Below are 18,131 nucleotides of genomic sequence, written 5' to 3' on the forward strand. Positions count from 1 at the left end.
CGGGCGGAAAGGAATCGTCATCCGGGGCCTCGGGCAGGGAGGATGAGCCCGTGGGTCACATCGACATCAGCGACATCAGCTACTTCCTGCCCGACGGGCGTCCCCTCCTCGCGGGGGCCACCCTGCGCGTCGCGGACGGGGCCAAGGTCGCGCTCGTCGGACCCAACGGCGCCGGCAAGACGACGCTCCTGCGCATCGTCGCGGGAGACCTGTCGCCGCACGGCGGCACCGTGGGACGCAGCGGCGGGCTCGGCGTCATGCGCCAGTTCGTCGGCCGCATCGACGACGAGCGCACGGTCCGCGACCTGCTCGTCGACCTCGCGCAGCCCTCGATCCGCGACGCCGCGCGCGAGCTCGCCGCGGCAGAGCTCGACATCATGACGGTCGACGACACCCCCTCCCAGATGCGCTACGCCCAGGCGCTCGCCGACTGGGCCGACGCGCGCGGCTACGAGGCCGAGGCCGAGTGGGACAAGGTCACCGACGAGGTCCTGTCCATCCCGTTCGACCAGGCCCAGTTCCGCGAGGTCCGCACGCTGTCCGGCGGCGAGCAGAAGCGCCTGGTCCTCACGGCACTGTTCCGCGGCCCCGAGGAGGTCCTGCTCCTCGACGAGCCCGACAACTACCTCGACGTGCCGACCAAGCGCTGGCTCGAGGAGAAGCTCGCTGCCTCGCCCAAGACCGTGCTGTTCATCAGCCACGACCGCGAGCTCCTGGCGCGCACCGCGACCCAGGTCGCCACCGTGGAGCCCACGGCCGCGGGCGGCACGATCTGGGTGCACGGCGGCGGGTTCGGCACGTACGCCGAGGCACGGGCCGATCGCCGCAGCCGCCTCGAGGAGCTGCTGCGCCGCTGGGAGGAGGAGCACACCAAGCTCAAGGACCTCGTCAACATGCTCAAGAACAAGTCGGCGTTCAACGACGGGCTCGCGAGCCGCTACCAGGCCGCCCAGACGCGTCTGCGCAAGTTCGAGGAGGCCGGCCCGCCGCAGGTGCTCGCCCACGAGCAGAACGTGAAGGTCCGGCTCACGGGCGGACGCACGGCCAAGCGCGCCGTGACGTGCGAGCGGCTCGAGCTCACGGGCCTCATGGAGCCGTTCGACCTCGAGGTCTTCTTCGGCGAGCGCGTCGCGATCCTGGGGTCCAACGGCTCGGGCAAGTCGCACTTCATGCGCCTGCTGGCGCGGGGTGGGTCGGACCCGGACGTGGAGCACCGGCCGGTCTACGAGTCCGCTGTGGGCACTGGGGGCACCGCGGGTGCTCCGGGCGACGCGGCCGTGGTCCCGCCCGTCGCGCACACGGGCCGCGCCGTGCTCGGCTCGCGCGTGCGCCCGGGGTGGTTCGCGCAGAACCACGCCCACCCCGAGTTCGAGGGCCGCACGCTCCTCGAGATCCTGCACCGGGGCGACGGTGCGCGCGACGGCATGGGGCGCGAGCCCGCGAGCAAGGCCCTCGACCGCTACGAGCTGGTCGGTCAGGCCGAGCAGCGCTTCGAGACGCTCTCGGGCGGCCAGCAGGCGCGCTTCCAGATCCTGCTCCTCGAGCTCGGGGGAGCCACGCTCCTGCTGCTCGACGAGCCGACCGACAACCTCGACCTGCACTCGGCCGAGGCGCTCGAGGCGGGCCTCCTGGCGTTCGAGGGCACGGTCATGGCCGTCACGCACGACCGGTGGTTCGCGCGCGGCTTCGACCGGTTCGTGGTCTTCGGCTCCGACGGCCGCGTCGTCGAGACCCCCGAGCCCGTGTGGGACGTCGAGCGCGTCAAGCGGCAGCGCTGACCGGCCGACCGGTGGCGCCCCGTCGTCGGGGCGCCCCCCGGTCGCCGGCTCGAGGTCGGTCGGGCGACGACGAGACATGGCGGCGCCGGGACGGGCCCCACGCGAGGACGTGTCGCGGTGAGGAAGACCACACGCCCCACGGAGAGCCGATAGCACGGCCTGCGCGGCGCCGTCGGGCTCCTAAAATGGAGCAATGGCTGTCCCCAAGATCGTGCTCTTCTACGCCTTCACACCGCTCGCCGACCCGCGCGCGGTGCAGCTGTGGCAACGCTCGCTCGGGGAGCAGTGGAACCTGACGGGCCGCGTCATCGTCTCCGAGCACGGCATCAACGCCACGCTCGGCGGGACGGTCGAGAACCTCAAGCAGTACGTCAAGACCACCAAGCAGTACCCGGGCTTCGCAGGGATCGACGTCAAGTGGTCGGACGGCACGGGGCGCGACTTCCCCCGCCTGTCCGTCAAGGTCCGGCCCGAGCTCGTGAGCTTCGGGGCCGTCGAAGAGATCGCGGTCGACGAGGACGGCGTGGTCGACAGCGGGGTGCGCCTCGCCCCCGAGGCGCTCCACGAGCTGGTCGCCGAGCGCGGCGAGGACGTCGTGTTCTTCGACGGCCGCAACGCGTTCGAGGCCGCGATCGGCAAGTTCCGCGGTGCGGTCGTACCGGACGTCGCGACGACGCGTGACTTCGTCGCGGAGCTCGACTCGGGCGCCTACGACGACCTCAAGGGTCGTCCCGTCGTGACCTACTGCACGGGCGGCGTCCGGTGCGAGGTCCTGTCCTCGCTCATGCTCGCGCGCGGCTTCGAGGAGGTCTACCAGCTCGACGGCGGGATCGTCCGCTACGGCGAGACGTTCGGCGACCAGGGGCTGTGGGAAGGGTCGCTCTACGTGTTCGACGAGCGCATGCACGTCGAGTTCGGCGACGACACGGTCCCGCTCGGTGCGTGCTGCGAGTGCGGCGCGGCGACCGCGAAGTACGAGAACTGCGTCGACCCCGGGTGCCAGACGCTGCGCCTGTTCTGCACCGACTGCGCGGGCCTGGCGCGCACGCTCCAGTGCGACGCCTGTGCCGAACTGCGCCCGGGCGCGTATCCTCGACCTCGGGAAGACGCGATGACCGGTCTCTCCCACGACAACCACCGGGCAACCGCCTGAATCGGCTGTCTGGCACCAGAGCCCGTGCCGTCCGACGAGGCTGATCACACCGAGGTCCTTTTCGCCCTCGGTGTGACGCATCTTGTTTTGACCCTGCATGGGCCGTCCAGGTAGTCTGTTGAGTCGTTGTGCTTCCCCTTCGGTTATCTCGTCACTTGTGCGCCCACTCGCTCCGTGACGTGGACATCCGTCGACCGAAGGCCGAACGACTTGTCGGACGCAGGCTCCTGCGCCGAAGACATCGAAGACACGAAACGAAGGCTACGACCGTGCGTACGTACACCCCGAAGCCCGGCGACGTCCAGCGTGACTGGTACGTCATCGACGCGACCGACGTCGTCCTGGGCCGCCTCGCCACCCACGTGGCGACCCTGCTCCGTGGCAAGCACAAGGCCACCTTCGCGCCTCACGTCGACGGAGGTGACTTCGTCATCGTCATCAACGCCGGCAAGGTCGCCCTCACCGGCAACAAGCGCGAGCAGAAGCTTGCCTACACCCACTCCGGTTACCCGGGTGGTCTTCGGGCGGTCGCCTACAGCGACCTGCTGGAGAAGCACCCCGAGCGTGCTGTGGAGAAGGCCGTCCGCGGCATGATCCCCAAGACCTCGCTCGGCCGCGCCCAGTTCGGCAAGCTCAAGGTCTACGCAGGCTCTGAGCACCCGCACGCCGCGCAGCAGCCGAAGACTTTCGAGATCACCCAGGTCGCGCAGTAGGCTCCGCCTGCTCGTAGACGAGAACTTAGGACGCGAGGACACACCAGTGGCCGAGACCACCGTCGACATCGACGTGCTGGACGAAGAGACTCCCAGCAACTACACCTCTGAGAGCGCAGCCCCCACGGGCCGTGGCCAGAGCATCACCGCCCCCGCGCAGGCCCTGGGCCGTCGCAAGGAGGCCATCGCCCGCGTGCGCCTGGTGCCCGGCACCGGCCAGTGGAAGATCAACGGCCGCACCCTCGAGGGGTACTTCCCCAACAAGGTGCACCAGCAGCTGGTCAACTCCCCGCTGAAGCTGGTCGACGTCGAGGGTCGCTTCGACGTCATCGCCCGCATCAACGGTGGTGGCTCGTCCGGCCAGGCCGGCGCTCTGCGCCTGGGCATCGCCCGTGCGCTGAACGAGATCGACGCCGAGCACAACCGCCCGGCGCTCAAGAAGGCCGGCTTCCTGACCCGCGACGCCCGCGTCGTCGAGCGCAAGAAGGCCGGGCTCAAGAAGGCCCGTAAGGCTCCGCAGTACTCCAAGCGCTGATCCAGCGCTTGCGCACAACGGCCCCGGTGGACATCGTCCACCGGGGCCGTTGTCATTTGTCAGGGATGCTGACGAGCGACCGGACCGGTCGGCTCGCAGCGGGGGCGGTGCGGGCCTCGGTGCCGGTACCGTCCCGTTGAGGGAGGAAAACTCATGGGACGACTGTTCGGCACCGACGGTGTGCGGGGGCTGGCGAACAGGGACGTCACGGCCGAGCTCGCGCTCGGCCTGGGCGTGGCCTCGGCCAACGTGCTGGGACGCACGGGACAACCCGAAGGGCACCGCCCGCGGGCGGTGATCGGCCGCGACCCCCGGGCCTCGGGCGAGTTCCTCGGCGCGGCAGTGACCGCAGGCCTGGCGAGCGCCGGGGTCAACGTGCTCGACGTCGGCGTCCTGCCGACGCCGGCCGTCGCGTTCCTCACGAGCACGCTCGACGTGGACTTCGGCGTCATGATCTCCGCCTCGCACAACCCGATGGCCGACAACGGCATCAAGTTCCTGGCCCGTGGCGGGATCAAGCTCGAGGACTCGCTCGAGGACGAGATCGAGCGTCAGCTCGACACCGTGTGGGACCGTCCGCTCGGGGCCGACGTCGGCCGCGTCCGGACCGACACGGGCAGCGCCGGTGCGGACTACGTCGAGCACCTCATCGGGAGCATCGGCGCCACGGGCGACGCCCTGCCGCTCTCGGGGTTGCGGATCGCCGTCGACTGCGCGAACGGCGCGGCGAGCGACGTGGGACCCGCCGCGCTGCGTGCGGCAGGCGCCGACGTCGTCGTGATGAACGCGAGCCCCGACGGACGCAACATCAACGAGAAGTGCGGCTCGAACCACCCGGAGCAGCTCCAGGCCGTCGTGGTCGCCTCCGAGGCCGACTTCGGGGTCGCGTTCGACGGTGACGCCGACCGTTGCATCGCCGTGGACCACCGTGGCGTGCTCGTCGACGGCGACCAGATCATGGGCGTCCTGGCCCTCGCCGAGAAGGACAAGGGGCGACTGCACGAGGACACGCTCGTCGTCACGGTCATGAGCAACCTCGGACTGATCCTCGCGATGCGCGAGGCCGGTATCCGGACCGTCCAGACGGGCGTGGGCGACCGGTACGTCCTCGAGGAGATGCGTGCCAACGGGTACACCCTGGGCGGCGAGCAGTCGGGCCACATCATCCTGTCGCAGTTCGCGACCACGGGCGACGGCGTCCTCACGGCGCTCCAGCTCGCCGCGCGCATCCAGGAGTCGGGGGCCAAGCTCGCGGACCTCGCGGGTGCCGTGCCCAAGCTGCCGCAGACGCTGCTCAACGTCCCGGGTGTGGACAAGGCACGCGCCGCGACCGACGAGGTCCTCCAGGAGGCCGTCGCAGCCGCCGAGTCCCGCCTCGGCGAGACCGGCCGTGTCGTCCTGCGCTCGTCGGGCACCGAGCCCCTGGTGCGCGTCATGGTCGAGGCCGCGACGCAGGCCTCTGCCGACGCCGTGGCCGAGTCGCTCGCCGCGGTGGTGCGGGACCGGCTGGCCCTGTGACGGCCGGGAGCCCCGCGCCCGGGTTCGCCGGACCCGTCGACGAGGAGCTGCGCGACCAGGTCGCGAGCCATCTCGCTCGCCACGAGGACGGCGTGCTGCCGATCGTCCAGGCCGGTCACCCGGTCCTGCGCCGACCCGCGGTGCCCTACACCGGCCAGCTCGGGGACCTGTTCCCCGAGCTGGTCGAGGCCATGCGTCGCACCATGCACGCGGCCCCCGGGGTCGGGCTCGCGGCTCCGCAGGTGGGCCTGGGGATCGCGGTCGCGGTGATCCAGGACGCAGGCGTCTCCGACCCCGAGGACGCGGACCTGCGCGAGCGGCACCCCCTGCCGTTCCGCGTGCTCGTCAACCCCGCGTACGAGGCCGTGGGGGAGGAGCGTCGGGCGTTCTACGAGGGCTGCCTGAGCGTGAGCGGCTGGCAGGCCGTCGTGGCCCGGCCCCGGACCGTCCGGCTCACCGGCCAGGACGAGGCCGGGCGACCCGTGGACGACGTCCTGACGGGCTGGCCCGCGCGGATCGTCCAGCACGAGACCGACCACCTGGGCGGCGGGCTCTACCTCGACCGCGCCGAGCTCCGGTCGCTCGCGTCGAACGACAGCATGATGCGGTTCTGGGGTCAGACCCCGGACCCCTCCGGGGCGGCCGAGGCCCTGGGGTTCGCGCTGCCCTGACCTGGCCGGCTCCGGCCGGCTCCTGACGGCCCTGCCGGGCCTGGCCTGGCTGGGCCCCGTCCGGAAGGTCAGTCTCTCGGAAGTGTCACAGCATCCTTCTGGGGGACCTCCCTAGGTGGAGATCTCCCTCCAGAGGATGACGTTCCGGTCTCGGTCGGTGCGGCAGAATCTATCGAGGAAGGTAGGGGTCGAGATCAGGGCAGACTGGGGGGTTTCCCCGATGGTGCCGGCCCCTCGTATCCGTAGGCTGGTCACAGGTGCATCTCCTGTACCTGTGACCAGCCTGGTTCGCCACACCAGCCGACGAACAGAGGACCCGTGATAGAGGCCGTCTCGACCTTCTTGGAGAACCTGGAGACCTGGGTCCTCGCACTCGCGGCGTCCGCATGGATCTACCCCGCCCTGTACGCCTTCGCGACGATCGACGGGTTCTTCCCGCCGATCCCCAGCGAGTCCGTGGTCATCACCCTCGCGGTCGCCGCCAGCGCGTCGGGCAACCCCAACCTCGTGCTCGTCCTGGCCATCGCTGCGGCCGGCGCCTGGACGGGGGACCAGATCGCCTATGCGCTCGGCAGGGGCATCGGTACCGAGCGGATCGGGTTCCTCCGCACGGTCCGCGGCCGCAAGGCCGTCGCCTGGGCAGACCAGGCGCTCAAGGCGCGGGGGGCGGCCTTCATCCTGGCGGCCCGCTACGTCCCCATCGGTCGCGTCGCGGTCAACATGACGGCCGGTGCCGTGGGCTATCCCCGCCGCCGCTTCATGCTCTACTCGGGCCTCGCGGCCGTGACGTGGGCGCTCTACTCGGTCCTCATCGGCCTCGTGGCCGCGCAGTGGCTCGGCCACCAGCCGCTCCTGGCCATGGTCCTCGGCGTGATCCTGGGGGTCCTGTCCGGGGTGGTCGTCGACCGCATCATGAACCGCATGGCCCGCAAGCGTCGCGCAGCCGAGGCTGCGCGAGCCGTCGCTGCCGGGGCGACCCCGCTCCACGGTGCGCCGACCGACCCGGCCGCCGCGCCGTCGTCGGGCACCGAGGGCCTTCAGGACGACGACGGGGCCGCGGTCCGCCGAGCCTGCTGAGGTCCCGTTCCACCGCTCGCTCTCGCCGCCCTGAGCGGGCGTGAGCAGACGGCGAGGCCGCGCTGGGGCTGTGCACACCCACGGCGCCTTCCAAGGCCTCGCAGAGGGTGTCCCGGGCTCAGATCTTGCGCAGGCGCGCCCGCTGGACCGAGTGGTCCGAGCCCTTCGTCAGCACCAGGGTCGCCCGCCCGCGGGTCGGCAGGATGTTCTCCTCGAGGTTCGGCGCGTTGATCGAGTCCCAGATCGACTTGGCCTTCTCGATCGCCTCCTCGTCCGTGAGCGTCGCGTAGCGCTTGAAGTACGACTCGGGACGCGCGAACGCCGTCCGGCGCAGCGAGAGGAACCTGTCCACGTACCACTGGCGGATGTTGCGCGTGCGCGCGTCGACGTAGATCGAGAAGTCGAAGAAGTCGCTCACCGCGACCGTCGACTCGTCGGTCGCGCTGGGCCGTGCAGGCTGCAGGACGTTGAGGCCCTCGACGATCAGGACGTCCGGCTTGCGGACGACCGTCTCGGCCCCCGGGACGATGTCGTAGGTCAGGTGGTCGTAGACCGGGCTGCGGACCTCGGGAGCGCCCGCCTTCACGCGGGACAGGAACCGGATCAGGGCACGGCGGTCGTACGACTCCGGGAAGCCCTTGCGTTCCATGAGGCCGCGGCGCGCGAGCTCGGCGTTCGGGTACAGGAACCCGTCGGTCGTGATGAGCTCGACGCGCGGGGTCTCGGGCCAGCGCGCGAGCATCTCGCGCAGGATGCGTGACGTCGTCGACTTGCCCACGGCGACCGACCCCGCGACACCGATCACGTACGGCGTGCGCGTCGAGTTCTCCCGCAGGAAGGTCGACGTCGCCTCGTGGAGGCCGCTCGTGGCCGTCACGTACAGGTTGAGGAGCCGGGAGATGGGGCGGTAGATCGCGTCGACCTCGGCCAGGTCGATCGGGTCTCCGAGGCCACGGAGCTTGACGACGTCGGCGTCCGTCAGCGGCAGCGGCGTCGACTCGGAGAGCTTGCTCCACGCGGCGCGGTCCAGGTCGACGTACGGCGACGCCGTGGTGCGCTCGGGCAGCAGCCCCGCGCCGGGAGAGGCGCCCGGGTCGATCGCAGGGAGACCCTCGCGCGGAGGGACGGGCAGGTCGGAGGGAGGAACCACTCGGATGATTCTGCCGGACGCACGCGGTGATCGAGAACCGCGAGCCGCCGGACCGCTAACAAAGAACCGCGAGATGTCGCGGTCGAGAGAGCCCGAACCGGTGCCGCTAGACTCCGGAAACATGTGTGGAATCGTGGGTTACGCAGGCCCTCTCGCAACGTCCGGGCGACCCCTGGACGTCGTCCTCGAAGGACTCGGCAGGCTCGAGTACCGCGGCTACGACTCGGCCGGGGTCGCGCTCGTCGCACCCGAGCTGAACCGTGTCGCGACGGCCAAGAAGTCCGGAAAGCTGGTCAAGCTCCTCGACGAGCTCGCCGCCAGACCGCTGCCCGCCGCGTCCGCGGCGATCGGGCACACGCGGTGGGCGACGCACGGCGCGCCCAACGACACCAACGCCCACCCGCACCTCGCGGACGAGGGACGGCTCGCGGTCATCCACAACGGGATCGTCGAGAACTTCGCGGTCCTCAAGGAGGAGCTGCTGGCCGACGGCGCCACGTTCCTCTCCGAGACCGACACCGAGGTGGCGGCCCAGCTGCTCGCCCGCGCCTACCGCCGCACGGGCGACCTGACCGAGGCCATGGCCTACGTCGCCCGCCAGCTCGAAGGCACGTTCACCCTGCTCGCGGTCCACGCGGACAGCCCCACCACCGTGGTGGGTGCGCGGCACGACTCGCCGCTCGTCGTCGGGCTCGGCGAGGGCGAGAACTTCCTCGGCTCCGACGTCGCGGCCTTCATCGCCTTCACCAAGGACGCGCTCGAGCTCGGCCAGGACCAGATCGTGACCATCACCCCGGACTCGGTCGAGGTCGTCGACTTCCACGGCAACCCGGCCGAGGCCACGCGCTTCACGGTCGACTGGGACGCCGCCGCCGCGGAGAAGGGTGGCTTCGCCTCCTTCATGGACAAGGAGATCCACGACCAGCCGCAGGCCGTGGGCGACACCCTGCTGGGACGCACCGACGCCGAGGGACGCCTGATCCTCGACGACCTGCGCATCGACGAGGCCGTGCTGCGGACCATCGACAAGATCATCGTCATCGCGTGCGGCACCGCGGCCTACTCGGGGCACGTCGCCAAGTACGCGATCGAGCACTGGTGCCGCATCCCGGTCGAGGTCGAGCTCGCGCACGAGTTCCGCTACCGCGACCCGATCGTGAACGAGAAGACGCTCGTCGTGGCCGTCACGCAGTCCGGCGAGACCATGGACACGCTCATGGCGGTCCGGCACGCGCGTGAGCAGGGTGCCAAGGTCATCTCGATCGTCAACACGCACGGGTCGACCATCCCGCGCGAGTCCGACGCGGTCCTCTACACGCACGCCGGCCCGGAGATCGCGGTCGCCTCGACCAAGGCGTTCCTCTCGCAGATCACCGCGGCGTACCTGCTGGGCCTGTACCTGGCGCAGCTGCGCGGCAACAAGTTCCCCGACGAGATCCGCGAGATCCTCGACGACCTGCGCGAGATGCCGCGCAAGATCCAGACCGTGATCGAGCGCGGCGAGTACGTCAGCGCCGTGGCCCGCTCCATGAAGGACGCGACGTCGGTGCTCTTCCTGGGCCGGCACGTCGGGTTCCCGGTCGCCCTCGAGGGCGCGCTCAAGCTCAAGGAGCTCGCCTACATCCACGCCGAGGGCTTCGCCGCCGGAGAGCTCAAGCACGGGCCCATCGCCCTGATCGACGAGGGGCAGCCGGTCTTCGTCGTCGTGCCCTCGCCGCGCGGGCGCGACTCGCTGCACTCGAAGGTCATCTCCAACATCCAGGAGATCCGGGCCCGTGGGGCCAGGACCCTCGTCATCGCCGAGGACGGCGACGACGCGGTGCTGCCGTTCGCGGACGAGATCTTCTGGATCCCGCAGTCGCCCACGCTGCTCTCGCCGCTCCTGGCAGTCGTCCCGCTGCAGATCTTCGCCATGGCGCTGGCCACGGCCAAGGGCCTCGACGTCGACCAGCCGCGCAACCTGGCGAAGTCCGTCACGGTCGAGTAGCCCGTGCGCTGCGCCGGTCCGGACCGAGCACGCAGCACCACCTGCCAGAAGCCCACCGTGCCCCGGCCCGGTGGGCTTCCGGCGTCCTGGGCCCGTGCCGCACGCGACCACTTAGGGTGAACGCATGATCATCGGGGTGGGAATCGACGTCGTGGACGTCGCGCGGTTCATGGACACGCTCGGTCGGACGCCGCGCCTGCGCGAGAAGCTCTTCACCCCCGCCGAGCGCGACCTCCCGGCGGCGTCGCTCGCTGCCCGCTTCGCGGCCAAGGAGGCCATCGCCAAGGCGCTCGGTGCACCCGGCGGCATGAACTGGCAGGACGCCACGGTCCACCGCGTCGTCGGGGGCGCTCCCCAGGTCGAGATCACCGGGACCGTCCAGGCCCGGGCGACCGCGCTCGGGATCACGTCGTTCCACCTGTCGATCTCGCACGACGCCGGGATCGCGTCGGCCATGGTGGTCGCGGAGGGCTGAGGGGTCGTCGCCTCGCCGTACGCTCCGCCCGGGTGAGGCGGGAGGCCGAGGGGGCTCCGTCGTCGAGCAGGTGGTCGCGCGGCCGCGAGCGGCCGCCGAGCACGAGGTTGCGGTCGTTCTCGACGTCAGAACGACCGCAACCTCGTGCTCGGCACCGGCACACTGCCTCCCGCAGGCACCGGGGCGAGCGGAAGCAGTCAGCCCTGCAGCGCCGGCACGACCTCGCGCTCGAACAGCTCGATCCCGCTGCGGTCGTAGGCCGCCTCCGCGAAGTACGTGATGGCGTACGTCATGCCCGCGCCCTCGAGCTTCTGGAGGGTCTCGACGACCTGCTCGGGGGTGCCCACGAGCGGGCCCGAGCGGAAGTCCCGCACGGTCTGCTCCACCTTGGCCGGGACGGTCTTGGCGTAGTGCTCGCCGATCCAGCGCAGGCGGTCCTCGACGTCGGCCTCGGTCTCGCCGATGACCACGTTGTAGTTGGCCGAGCGCGTGATGTCCTCGAACGGGCGCCCGATGCTCTCGCAGTGCCCCCGCAGGACGTCGGACTTGTGCGCGAACCCCTCCAGGGACCCGTCGAAGTTCGTGTACTGGGCGTGCTGCGCGGCGATGCGCAGCGTCTTCTTCTCGCCGCCGCCCGCGATCCACAGCGGGATGCTGGGGGCGCTGCCGCCTCCTGCCCCCACGCCGTCCAGGACCTGGAGCGGCTGCGGGTGGCACAGCGCGCCGTCGACCTGGAAGTACGTGCCGTCGAGCGTCGCGGAGCCCGTGCGCCACATCTGCTCCATGACCTGCACGCCCTCGTCGAGCGCGCCCAGGCGCGCTCCCGCGCCCGGGAAGCCGTAGCCGTAGGCACGCCACTCGTGCTCGTACCAGCCGGCGCCGATACCCATCTCGGTGCGGCCGCCGCTCACGATGTCGACCGTCGCCGCGACCTTGGCGAGGTAGGCGGGGTTGCGGTACGCCATGCACGTGCACATCTGGCCCAGGCGCACGCGCTCGGTCGACGCCGCGAACGCCGCCATGAGGGTCCAGGCCTCGTGCGTGGCCTCGCCCGTGGGCTCGGGCACCGTGTGGAAGTGGTCGTAGACCCACACCGACTCCCACGCGTGCCGCGCGTCAGGGCCGGGCGCGCCGGTCGTCGCGGTGTCCGCGTGCTGAGCGAGCGACCGCATGGTCTCCCACTGTGCCGAGGGGTCGATGCCGACGAGGTCCTGTCGCCAGCCTTGCGGGATGAAGAGTCCGAATCGCATGGTCGCCAATCTAGCCCGGCGGGGAACGGGGGCCGCGCGGGTCTCGCCCGCGCGCAGCCCGGCCCGGCGGGCCGCGCCCGCGCGCGGCATCATGGCCCCATGATCGAAGCGTTCACCGCCGCCCAGGTCCGTGCCGCCGAGGAGCCGCTGCTCGCCCGGGGCGTCCCGCTCATGGAGCGCGCGGCGTTCGCGCTCGCGACGGTCGTCGCAGGCGACCTGCGGCGTACGGCCGCGCATGGGCGGTCCGCGCGAGCGCGGGGTGCGGGGCCCGACGGCGGTGCGCGCCCCGGGCGCGTGACCGGCACGCGCGTGGTGCTCCTCGTGGGTTCGGGCAACAACGGGGGCGATGCCTTGTTCGCGGGGGCGTACCTGTCCCGGCGCGGGGTCGCGGTCGAAGCGGTCTGCACGAGCGGGCACCCTCATGCCGCAGGTCTGACGGCGCTGCGCCGTGCGGGTGGACGGGTCCTCGACCTCACCGTCCCGACCGGGCCCGCGCGGTGGGGGGACGTCGTCGAGGGCATCCTCTCGGCCGAGGTGGTCGTCGACGGGCTGGTCGGGATCGGGGCGTCGGGGGCGCTGCGGGGGCTGGCAGGGGAGCTGGTCGAGGCGCTCGCGGAGGGGACGTCGGTGCGTGCCGCTCGCGCCGTCCACGTCCCCTGGGTCGTCGCGGTCGACACGCCCAGCGGGATCGGGGTCGACGACGGCTCGGTCCCCGGGCCGGTCCTGCGTGCCGACCGGACGGTCACGTTCGGCGCGCCCAAGCCCGGGCTGCTGCTGCCGCCGGCGACGCACCTCGCGGGGCTCGTCACGCCCGTCGACGTGGGCCTCGACGAGCTGGGGACTCCCGCGGTCAGGCGCCTCGAACCCGCCGACGTCGCGCGCCTGTGGCCCGTGCCCGGGGCGAGCGACCAGAAGTACACGCGCGGGGTCCTGGGAGTCGTCGCGGGCACACCGACGTTCCCGGGGGCTGCGGTCCTCGCGGTCACGGCGGCCGTGCGCGCGGGCGCCGGCATGGTGCGCTACCGCGGGCCCGACGACGTCGCGCGCGTCGTCGTCTCGGCTCGCCCCGAGGCGGTGCCCGCCGAGGGCAGGGTCCAGGCGTGGGCGCTCGGGTCAGGGGTCCCGGCCGCGGGGGAGCGGTCCGGGCTGCGCGACGGCGCGAGCGAGCGGGACACGGGCTCCGGACCGGACGCCGGCCAGCACGAGCGCATCCGGTACGCGCTCGCGGTGGCGAGCGGCGAGCTGGCGCAGGACGCCTGGGACGCCTCGGCCGGCCCGCGTCCGGCGTGCGTCGTGGACGCCGGTGCGCTGTCGTTGCTGCCCGCGACCTGCCCGCCGTCGGTCGTGCTGACGCCGCACGCGGGCGAGCTCGCGACGCTCCTGCGCGCGCGCGGCGAGGACGTCGACCGGGACGGCGTCGAGGCCGAGCCGCTGCGCTGGGCGCGCACAGCGCACGAGCTCACGGGCGCGACCGTGCTGCTCAAGGGGTCGGCGACCGTGGTGGTCGGGCCCGAGGGCGCGTGGTCCCAGGCCGACGGACCTGCCTGGCTCGCGACCGCGGGCGCCGGAGACGTGCTCACGGGGCTCCTGGGCGCCCTCCTGGCCGCGTACGGCGAGCGCGTGGTCCGAGAGCCCGGGCTGGCGGCAGAGCTCGCTGCCGCGGCTGCTACGGTCCACGGGTTGGCCGCTGTGCGGGCCAACCCAGGCGGACCCGTCGCCGCCATGGACGTGGCCGAGGCGGTCCCAAGGGTGGTGGCCGAGCTGCTCCGAGGGTGACGCACCGCCACGCCGACGGTGACGAGAGACGAGGTCGAAGGTGACGCACGTGCAGGTCGAGAGTGACCCGGCGCTGATCGAGGGCGACGTCGCGACGGCGCTCGCGGACCGGTGCGCAGCTCTCGTCGCGCGCGCCCGGCGCGCAGAGCCCGGCGGACGTGTCCGGGTGCTCGTCGGGATCGTCGGCGCACCCGGAGCGGGGAAGTCGACGCTCGCCGGCGACGTCCTCGCCGCGCTCACGCAGCGCGCCGCACCCGCCGCCAGCGCCGGGCCGACCCTGTCCACGCAGGGCGTCCGAGCGCCCGGGGTGAGCGCCGTCGTCGTGCCCATGGACGGCTTCCACCTCGCCGACGCCGAGCTCGCCCGCCTGGGCCGCCGGGACCGCAAGGGTGCCCCCGACACGTTCGACGCCCACGGGTACGTCGCGCTCCTCGAACGGCTCCGGTCGCCCCGCGACTGCGTCACGGTCTACGCGCCCGCGTTCGACCGCGAGATCGAGGAGCCCGTCGCGGGGTCGATCCCCGTCGGACCCGACGTCGAGCTCGTGCTGACCGAGGGCAACTACCTGCTGCTCGGTGGTGACCAGGACCACGGGCGCTGGACCCCGGTGCGAGCGATCCTCGACGAGACCTGGTTCCTCGAGGTCCCCGAGCACGTCCGCGTCGAGCGCCTCGTGGCCCGGCACGAGCGGCACGGCAAGCCGCCTGCCGCGGCGCGCGCCTGGGCGCTCGGGCCTGACGAGACCAACGCCCGGCTGGTCGCCTCGACGCGGGACCGGGCCGACGTCGTCTGCCACCGCTGAGTGCGGAGTTCTTGCGCGACACGCCCGGTGTGTCGCGCAAGAACTCCGCACTCAGCCGGACGGCCGCCCACGGTGAGCGACTACCGTGGTGGCCGTGCCGACCCCCACGACCCCTCAGGTCCCGCCGCGCCGTCGGCGCATCCCGTTCCAGCCGCTCCCCGTGCGCGACGGCCTCAACGCGACCCGCGTCGTCCTGCCCTCCAACGGTGACGGCAGCGACGGCTCGCCCCGGTGGGACACCGTCCTGGACCACCTCGTCCACCGGTTTCCCGACGACGAGCGGCGTCTGCGGGAGAAGGTCGCCGCGGGAGAGGTCGTCGACCACCTGGGCCGACCGGTCGCGCCCGACACGGCCTTTGCACAGCACGCGCGCGTGTTCCTGTACCGGGACCCGCCCGTGGAGACGCGCGTCCCGTTCGAGATCGAGATCCTGTACCGCGACGACGACCTGGTCGTGGTCGACAAGCCGCACTTCCTCGCGAGCATCCCGCGTGGCGCCTTCATCGCGGAGTCCGCGCTCGTCCGGCTGCGCAGGGACCTCGACCTGCCCGAGCTCTCGCCCGCGCACCGGCTCGACCGCGTGACCGCCGGGGTGCTCGTGCTGACCGTCCGGCCCGAGGTCCGCGGGCCGTACCAGACGCTGTTCGCCGAGCGGCGCGTGACCAAGGTGTACGAGGCCGTCGCGGGCGTCGACCCTGCGCTCGACCTGCCGCGCGTCGTGCGCAGCCGCATCCACAAGGAGCGCGGAGTCATGCGCGCGTCCGAGGTGCCGGGCGAGCCGAACTCCGAGAGCCTCGTGGAGCTCGTGGACACCCGCGAGGATCCGTCCGGGACGGGCGACGGAGGCGACGGGTCCCGCGGTCGCCTGGGCCTCTACCGTCTCACCCCGCACACGGGCAAGACCCACCAGCTTCGGCTGCACATGAACTCGCTGGGCCTGCCGATCCTGCACGACAACTTCTACCCGACGTTCTACGACGTGCGTCCTGACGACTTCAGCCGGCCGCTCCAGCTCGTCTCGCGCTCGATCGAGTTCGTCGACCCGCTCAGCGGGAGGCCCCGGCGGTTCGAGACGACGCGGCCCTTGCAGGAGTGGGCGTAGGCCCGATCCTCAGCAGCCGGCCCGGTCGTCCCCGGCGGGCGGGCCCGTCACCCTCGGCCCACCCATCGGTCACCGCCGGTGAGAGAATCGGTGATCGTGAGCCCCTTCAGCGATCCCCCGCACGGTTCCACCGGCGACACCACCCCCACGCCGTCGGCCACCGGCCCCGTCCCGCCCGCCGACTACTACCCGGCGCGCGCCGTGATCGACCTGGGCGCGATCCGCTCCAACGTCGAGTCGCTCGCGCGGCACGCCGGCACGGCCCAGGTCATGGCGGTCGTCAAGGCCGACGCGTACGGTCACGGCCTGCTGCCCAGCGCCCGCGCTGCGCTCGCGGGCGGGGCCACGTGGCTCGGCACGGCGCAGATCTCGGAGGCGCTCGCGCTGCGCGCCGCGGGCATCGGCCCCGACCAGGCGCGGGTCCTGACCTGGCTCTACGCGCCGGGCGCGCCGCTCAGGGCACTCGTCGAGGCCGAGATCGACGTCTCGGTCGCCGCACCGTGGGCCCTCGACGAGGTCGCCGCGGCGGCTCGCGCGGCCGCACGCCCCGCCCGCGTGCACCTGAAGATCGACACGGGGCTCGGGCGCAACGGGATCGTTCCCGAGCAGCTCCCGGCCGTGCTCGACGCCGCGCTGCGCGCCGAGTCCGAGGGCGTGCTGCGCGTCGTCGGGATCTGGTCGCACTTCGCCTTCGCGGACGAGCCCGAGCACCCGACCGTCCTGCACCAGGCCGACGTGTTCGACGCCGCGGTGCGCACGACCGAGGCCGCGGGTGCACAGCTCGAGGTCCGGCACCTCGCGAACTCCGCGGCGACGCTCACCAACCCGCGCGTGCACTACGACCTGGTGCGCCCGGGCCTCGCGGTCTACGGCCTCTCGCCGGTCCCGAGCCTCGGCACGCCCGACGACTACGGGCTGGTCCCGGCCATGACGCTCGAGGCACGGCTCGCGACCGTCAAGCAGGTCGCGGGAGGCCAGGGCGTCTCCTACGCGCACGCCTACACGACGCCCCGGGCGACGATCCTCGGCGTGGTCCCGCTCGGCTACGCCGACGGCATCCCGCGGCACGCCTCGGGCGCCCTGCCCGAGCGGCCCGGTGGCCCCGTGCTGGTGGGTGGGCCGATCGACGAGGCCGGCGGCGTGGACGGCACGGGCCGCGTCCTGCACGTGGCCGGTCGGGTCTGCATGGACCAGTTCGTGCTGGACCTGGGCCCCTACGCGTCCGAGCAGGCGGGCGACGTCGTGACGCTGTTCGGGCCCGGCGCGGGCCTGGCCCGCGGGGGAGCCCCGACCGCCGAGGACTGGGCGCTGGCCGCCGGGACCATCAGCTACGAGATCACGACGCGCCTGGGTGCGCGCGTGCCGCGCGTGTACGTCGACGGCGCGGACGAGGGCCCGACGACGGCGCTCGCCCCGGGCGCGTCGGCGACACCGGCGGAGCCCGCCCCCACCGCCTCGCACACCCCCCTTCACCACGACCAGGAGTGGCTGTCATGACCGACCTGACCATCGACCTGCCCGACGCCGACGCGACGCGCGCGTTCGGGCTCGCGCTGGCCCGTGACCTGCGCGCGGGCGACCTCGTGATGCTCACGGGCGACCTGGGCGCGGGCAAGACGACCCTGACCCAGGGGATCGGCACGGGCCTGGGGGTCCGGGGGCAGGTGGCGTCGCCCACGTTCATCATCGCGCGCGTCCATCCGCCGCTCGCGGACGGGCCGTACCTGGTCCACGTCGACGCCTACCGGCTCGGCTCGCTCGACGAGGTCGAGGCGCTGGACCTCGACGCGAGCCTCGACGAGTCGGTGACGGTCGTCGAGTGGGGCCAGGACCTCGTGGAGTCCCTCGCCGAGGACCGCCTGGAGATCACGATCGAGCGCCCGCGCGGCGGGCTGGGTGTGCCCGCGGCGGGGGCTGACGAGCCCGACGACGGGCTCGACGCGCCCGAGGCCGGTGTCCGGCACGTGACGGTGCGGGCCGTGGGGGACCGGTGGGCCGACTTCGAGCGAGCCGCGACCGCGTTGCGCGCGGCCGTCGTCGAGGCAGCCGCGGCGTCGGGGGATCCGGACGCTCCGGTGGGCACGGACACGGGCCGACCTGACGCACGGGCGCTGGCAGCCGACCCGTCCGCGGAAAAGTAGGCT

The 18,131-nt window shown here is 72.6% G+C and carries 16 protein-coding genes; 14 read left to right on the forward strand and 2 right to left on the reverse strand.

The features are described 5' to 3' along the window. Positions 1-50: 50 nt before the first annotated feature. The 7 genes from ASE27_RS17980 (at position 51) to ASE27_RS18010 (ending at position 7,445) form a co-directional block, all read left to right on the forward strand. Positions 51-1,778, forward strand: coding sequence for an ABC-F family ATP-binding cassette domain-containing protein (locus ASE27_RS17980; RefSeq protein WP_056653828.1), 1,728 nt, complete (start codon positions 51-53; stop codon positions 1,776-1,778). Positions 1,779-1,971: 193 nt separating this feature from the next. Further along, on the forward strand, positions 1,972-2,931 hold the full coding sequence (locus ASE27_RS17985) for a rhodanese-related sulfurtransferase (RefSeq protein WP_082609108.1): 960 nt from the start codon (positions 1,972-1,974) through the stop codon (positions 2,929-2,931). Positions 2,932-3,200: 269 nt separating this feature from the next. Then, the gene (rplM, locus tag ASE27_RS17990; protein WP_030151909.1) at positions 3,201-3,644 is read left to right on the forward strand and encodes a 50S ribosomal protein L13; all 444 of its coding nucleotides are present in this window, start codon (positions 3,201-3,203) and stop codon (positions 3,642-3,644) included. 46 nt (positions 3,645-3,690) lie between these two features. Then, complete coding sequence (gene rpsI, locus ASE27_RS17995) at positions 3,691-4,179, forward strand: 30S ribosomal protein S9 (RefSeq protein ID WP_056653832.1); 489 nt, start codon at positions 3,691-3,693, stop codon at positions 4,177-4,179. Between the two features lie 153 nt (positions 4,180-4,332). Then, complete coding sequence (gene glmM, locus ASE27_RS18000; RefSeq protein ID WP_056653834.1) at positions 4,333-5,697, forward strand: phosphoglucosamine mutase; 1,365 nt, start codon at positions 4,333-4,335, stop codon at positions 5,695-5,697. After that, positions 5,694-6,368 carry a peptide deformylase gene (locus ASE27_RS18005; protein ID WP_369819025.1) on the forward strand — a complete coding sequence of 225 codons (675 nt, stop codon included), beginning with the start codon at positions 5,694-5,696 and terminating at the stop codon, positions 6,366-6,368. Before glmM ends, ASE27_RS18005 begins: the two co-directional genes overlap by 4 nt. 318 nt (positions 6,369-6,686) lie before the next feature. Beyond that, positions 6,687-7,445 (forward strand): DedA family protein, encoded by a 759-nt coding sequence (locus ASE27_RS18010; protein ID WP_056653837.1) that lies wholly within the window; start codon positions 6,687-6,689, stop codon positions 7,443-7,445. Between the two features lie 118 nt (positions 7,446-7,563). Here the strand turns inward: ASE27_RS18010 and coaA are convergent, their stop codons facing one another. Then, positions 7,564-8,544 carry a type I pantothenate kinase gene (gene coaA / locus ASE27_RS18015; protein ID WP_139107692.1) on the reverse strand — a complete coding sequence of 327 codons (981 nt, stop codon included), beginning with the start codon at positions 8,542-8,544 and terminating at the stop codon, positions 7,564-7,566. A 172-nt stretch (positions 8,545-8,716) separates the two neighbouring features. Here coaA and glmS point away from each other — a divergent pair, with 172 nt between their 5' ends. Both glmS and ASE27_RS18025 read left to right on the forward strand, forming a co-directional pair. After that, on the forward strand, positions 8,717-10,582 hold the full coding sequence (gene glmS / locus ASE27_RS18020) for a glutamine--fructose-6-phosphate transaminase (isomerizing) (protein ID WP_056653840.1): 1,866 nt from the start codon (positions 8,717-8,719) through the stop codon (positions 10,580-10,582). A gap of 124 nt (positions 10,583-10,706) precedes the next feature. After that, positions 10,707-11,057 (forward strand): holo-ACP synthase, encoded by a 351-nt coding sequence (locus ASE27_RS18025; protein ID WP_056653843.1) that lies wholly within the window; start codon positions 10,707-10,709, stop codon positions 11,055-11,057. A 197-nt stretch (positions 11,058-11,254) separates the two neighbouring features. On the opposite strand, the gene ASE27_RS18030 is transcribed toward ASE27_RS18025, so the two are convergent. Continuing rightward, positions 11,255-12,307, reverse strand: a complete 1,053-nt coding sequence (locus ASE27_RS18030; protein ID WP_056653846.1) for an LLM class F420-dependent oxidoreductase — start codon at positions 12,305-12,307, stop codon at positions 11,255-11,257. A gap of 99 nt (positions 12,308-12,406) precedes the next feature. Here ASE27_RS18030 and ASE27_RS18035 point away from each other — a divergent pair, with 99 nt between their 5' ends. The 5 genes from ASE27_RS18035 (at position 12,407) to tsaE (ending at position 18,128) form a co-directional block, all read left to right on the forward strand. Next, positions 12,407-14,083 carry a bifunctional ADP-dependent NAD(P)H-hydrate dehydratase/NAD(P)H-hydrate epimerase gene (locus ASE27_RS18035; protein WP_056653850.1) on the forward strand — a complete coding sequence of 559 codons (1,677 nt, stop codon included), beginning with the start codon at positions 12,407-12,409 and terminating at the stop codon, positions 14,081-14,083. 49 nt (positions 14,084-14,132) lie between these two features. Next, complete coding sequence (locus ASE27_RS18040) at positions 14,133-14,885, forward strand: nucleoside/nucleotide kinase family protein (protein ID WP_235535488.1); 753 nt, start codon at positions 14,133-14,135, stop codon at positions 14,883-14,885. 94 nt (positions 14,886-14,979) lie between these two features. Next, positions 14,980-15,987 (forward strand): pseudouridine synthase, encoded by a 1,008-nt coding sequence (locus tag ASE27_RS18045; protein WP_235535489.1) that lies wholly within the window; start codon positions 14,980-14,982, stop codon positions 15,985-15,987. A gap of 201 nt (positions 15,988-16,188) precedes the next feature. Beyond that, on the forward strand, positions 16,189-17,484 hold the full coding sequence (gene alr / locus ASE27_RS18050) for an alanine racemase (protein ID WP_235535491.1): 1,296 nt from the start codon (positions 16,189-16,191) through the stop codon (positions 17,482-17,484). After that, complete coding sequence (tsaE, locus tag ASE27_RS18055; protein WP_082609109.1) at positions 17,481-18,128, forward strand: tRNA (adenosine(37)-N6)-threonylcarbamoyltransferase complex ATPase subunit type 1 TsaE; 648 nt, start codon at positions 17,481-17,483, stop codon at positions 18,126-18,128. The genes alr and tsaE overlap by 4 nt, the downstream gene beginning before the upstream one ends. The last annotated feature ends 3 nt before the right edge of the window (positions 18,129-18,131 follow it).

Source organism: Oerskovia sp. Root918 (assembly GCF_001428945.1).
In the GTDB taxonomy this organism is placed as follows: domain Bacteria; phylum Actinomycetota; class Actinomycetes; order Actinomycetales; family Cellulomonadaceae; genus Oerskovia; species Oerskovia enterophila.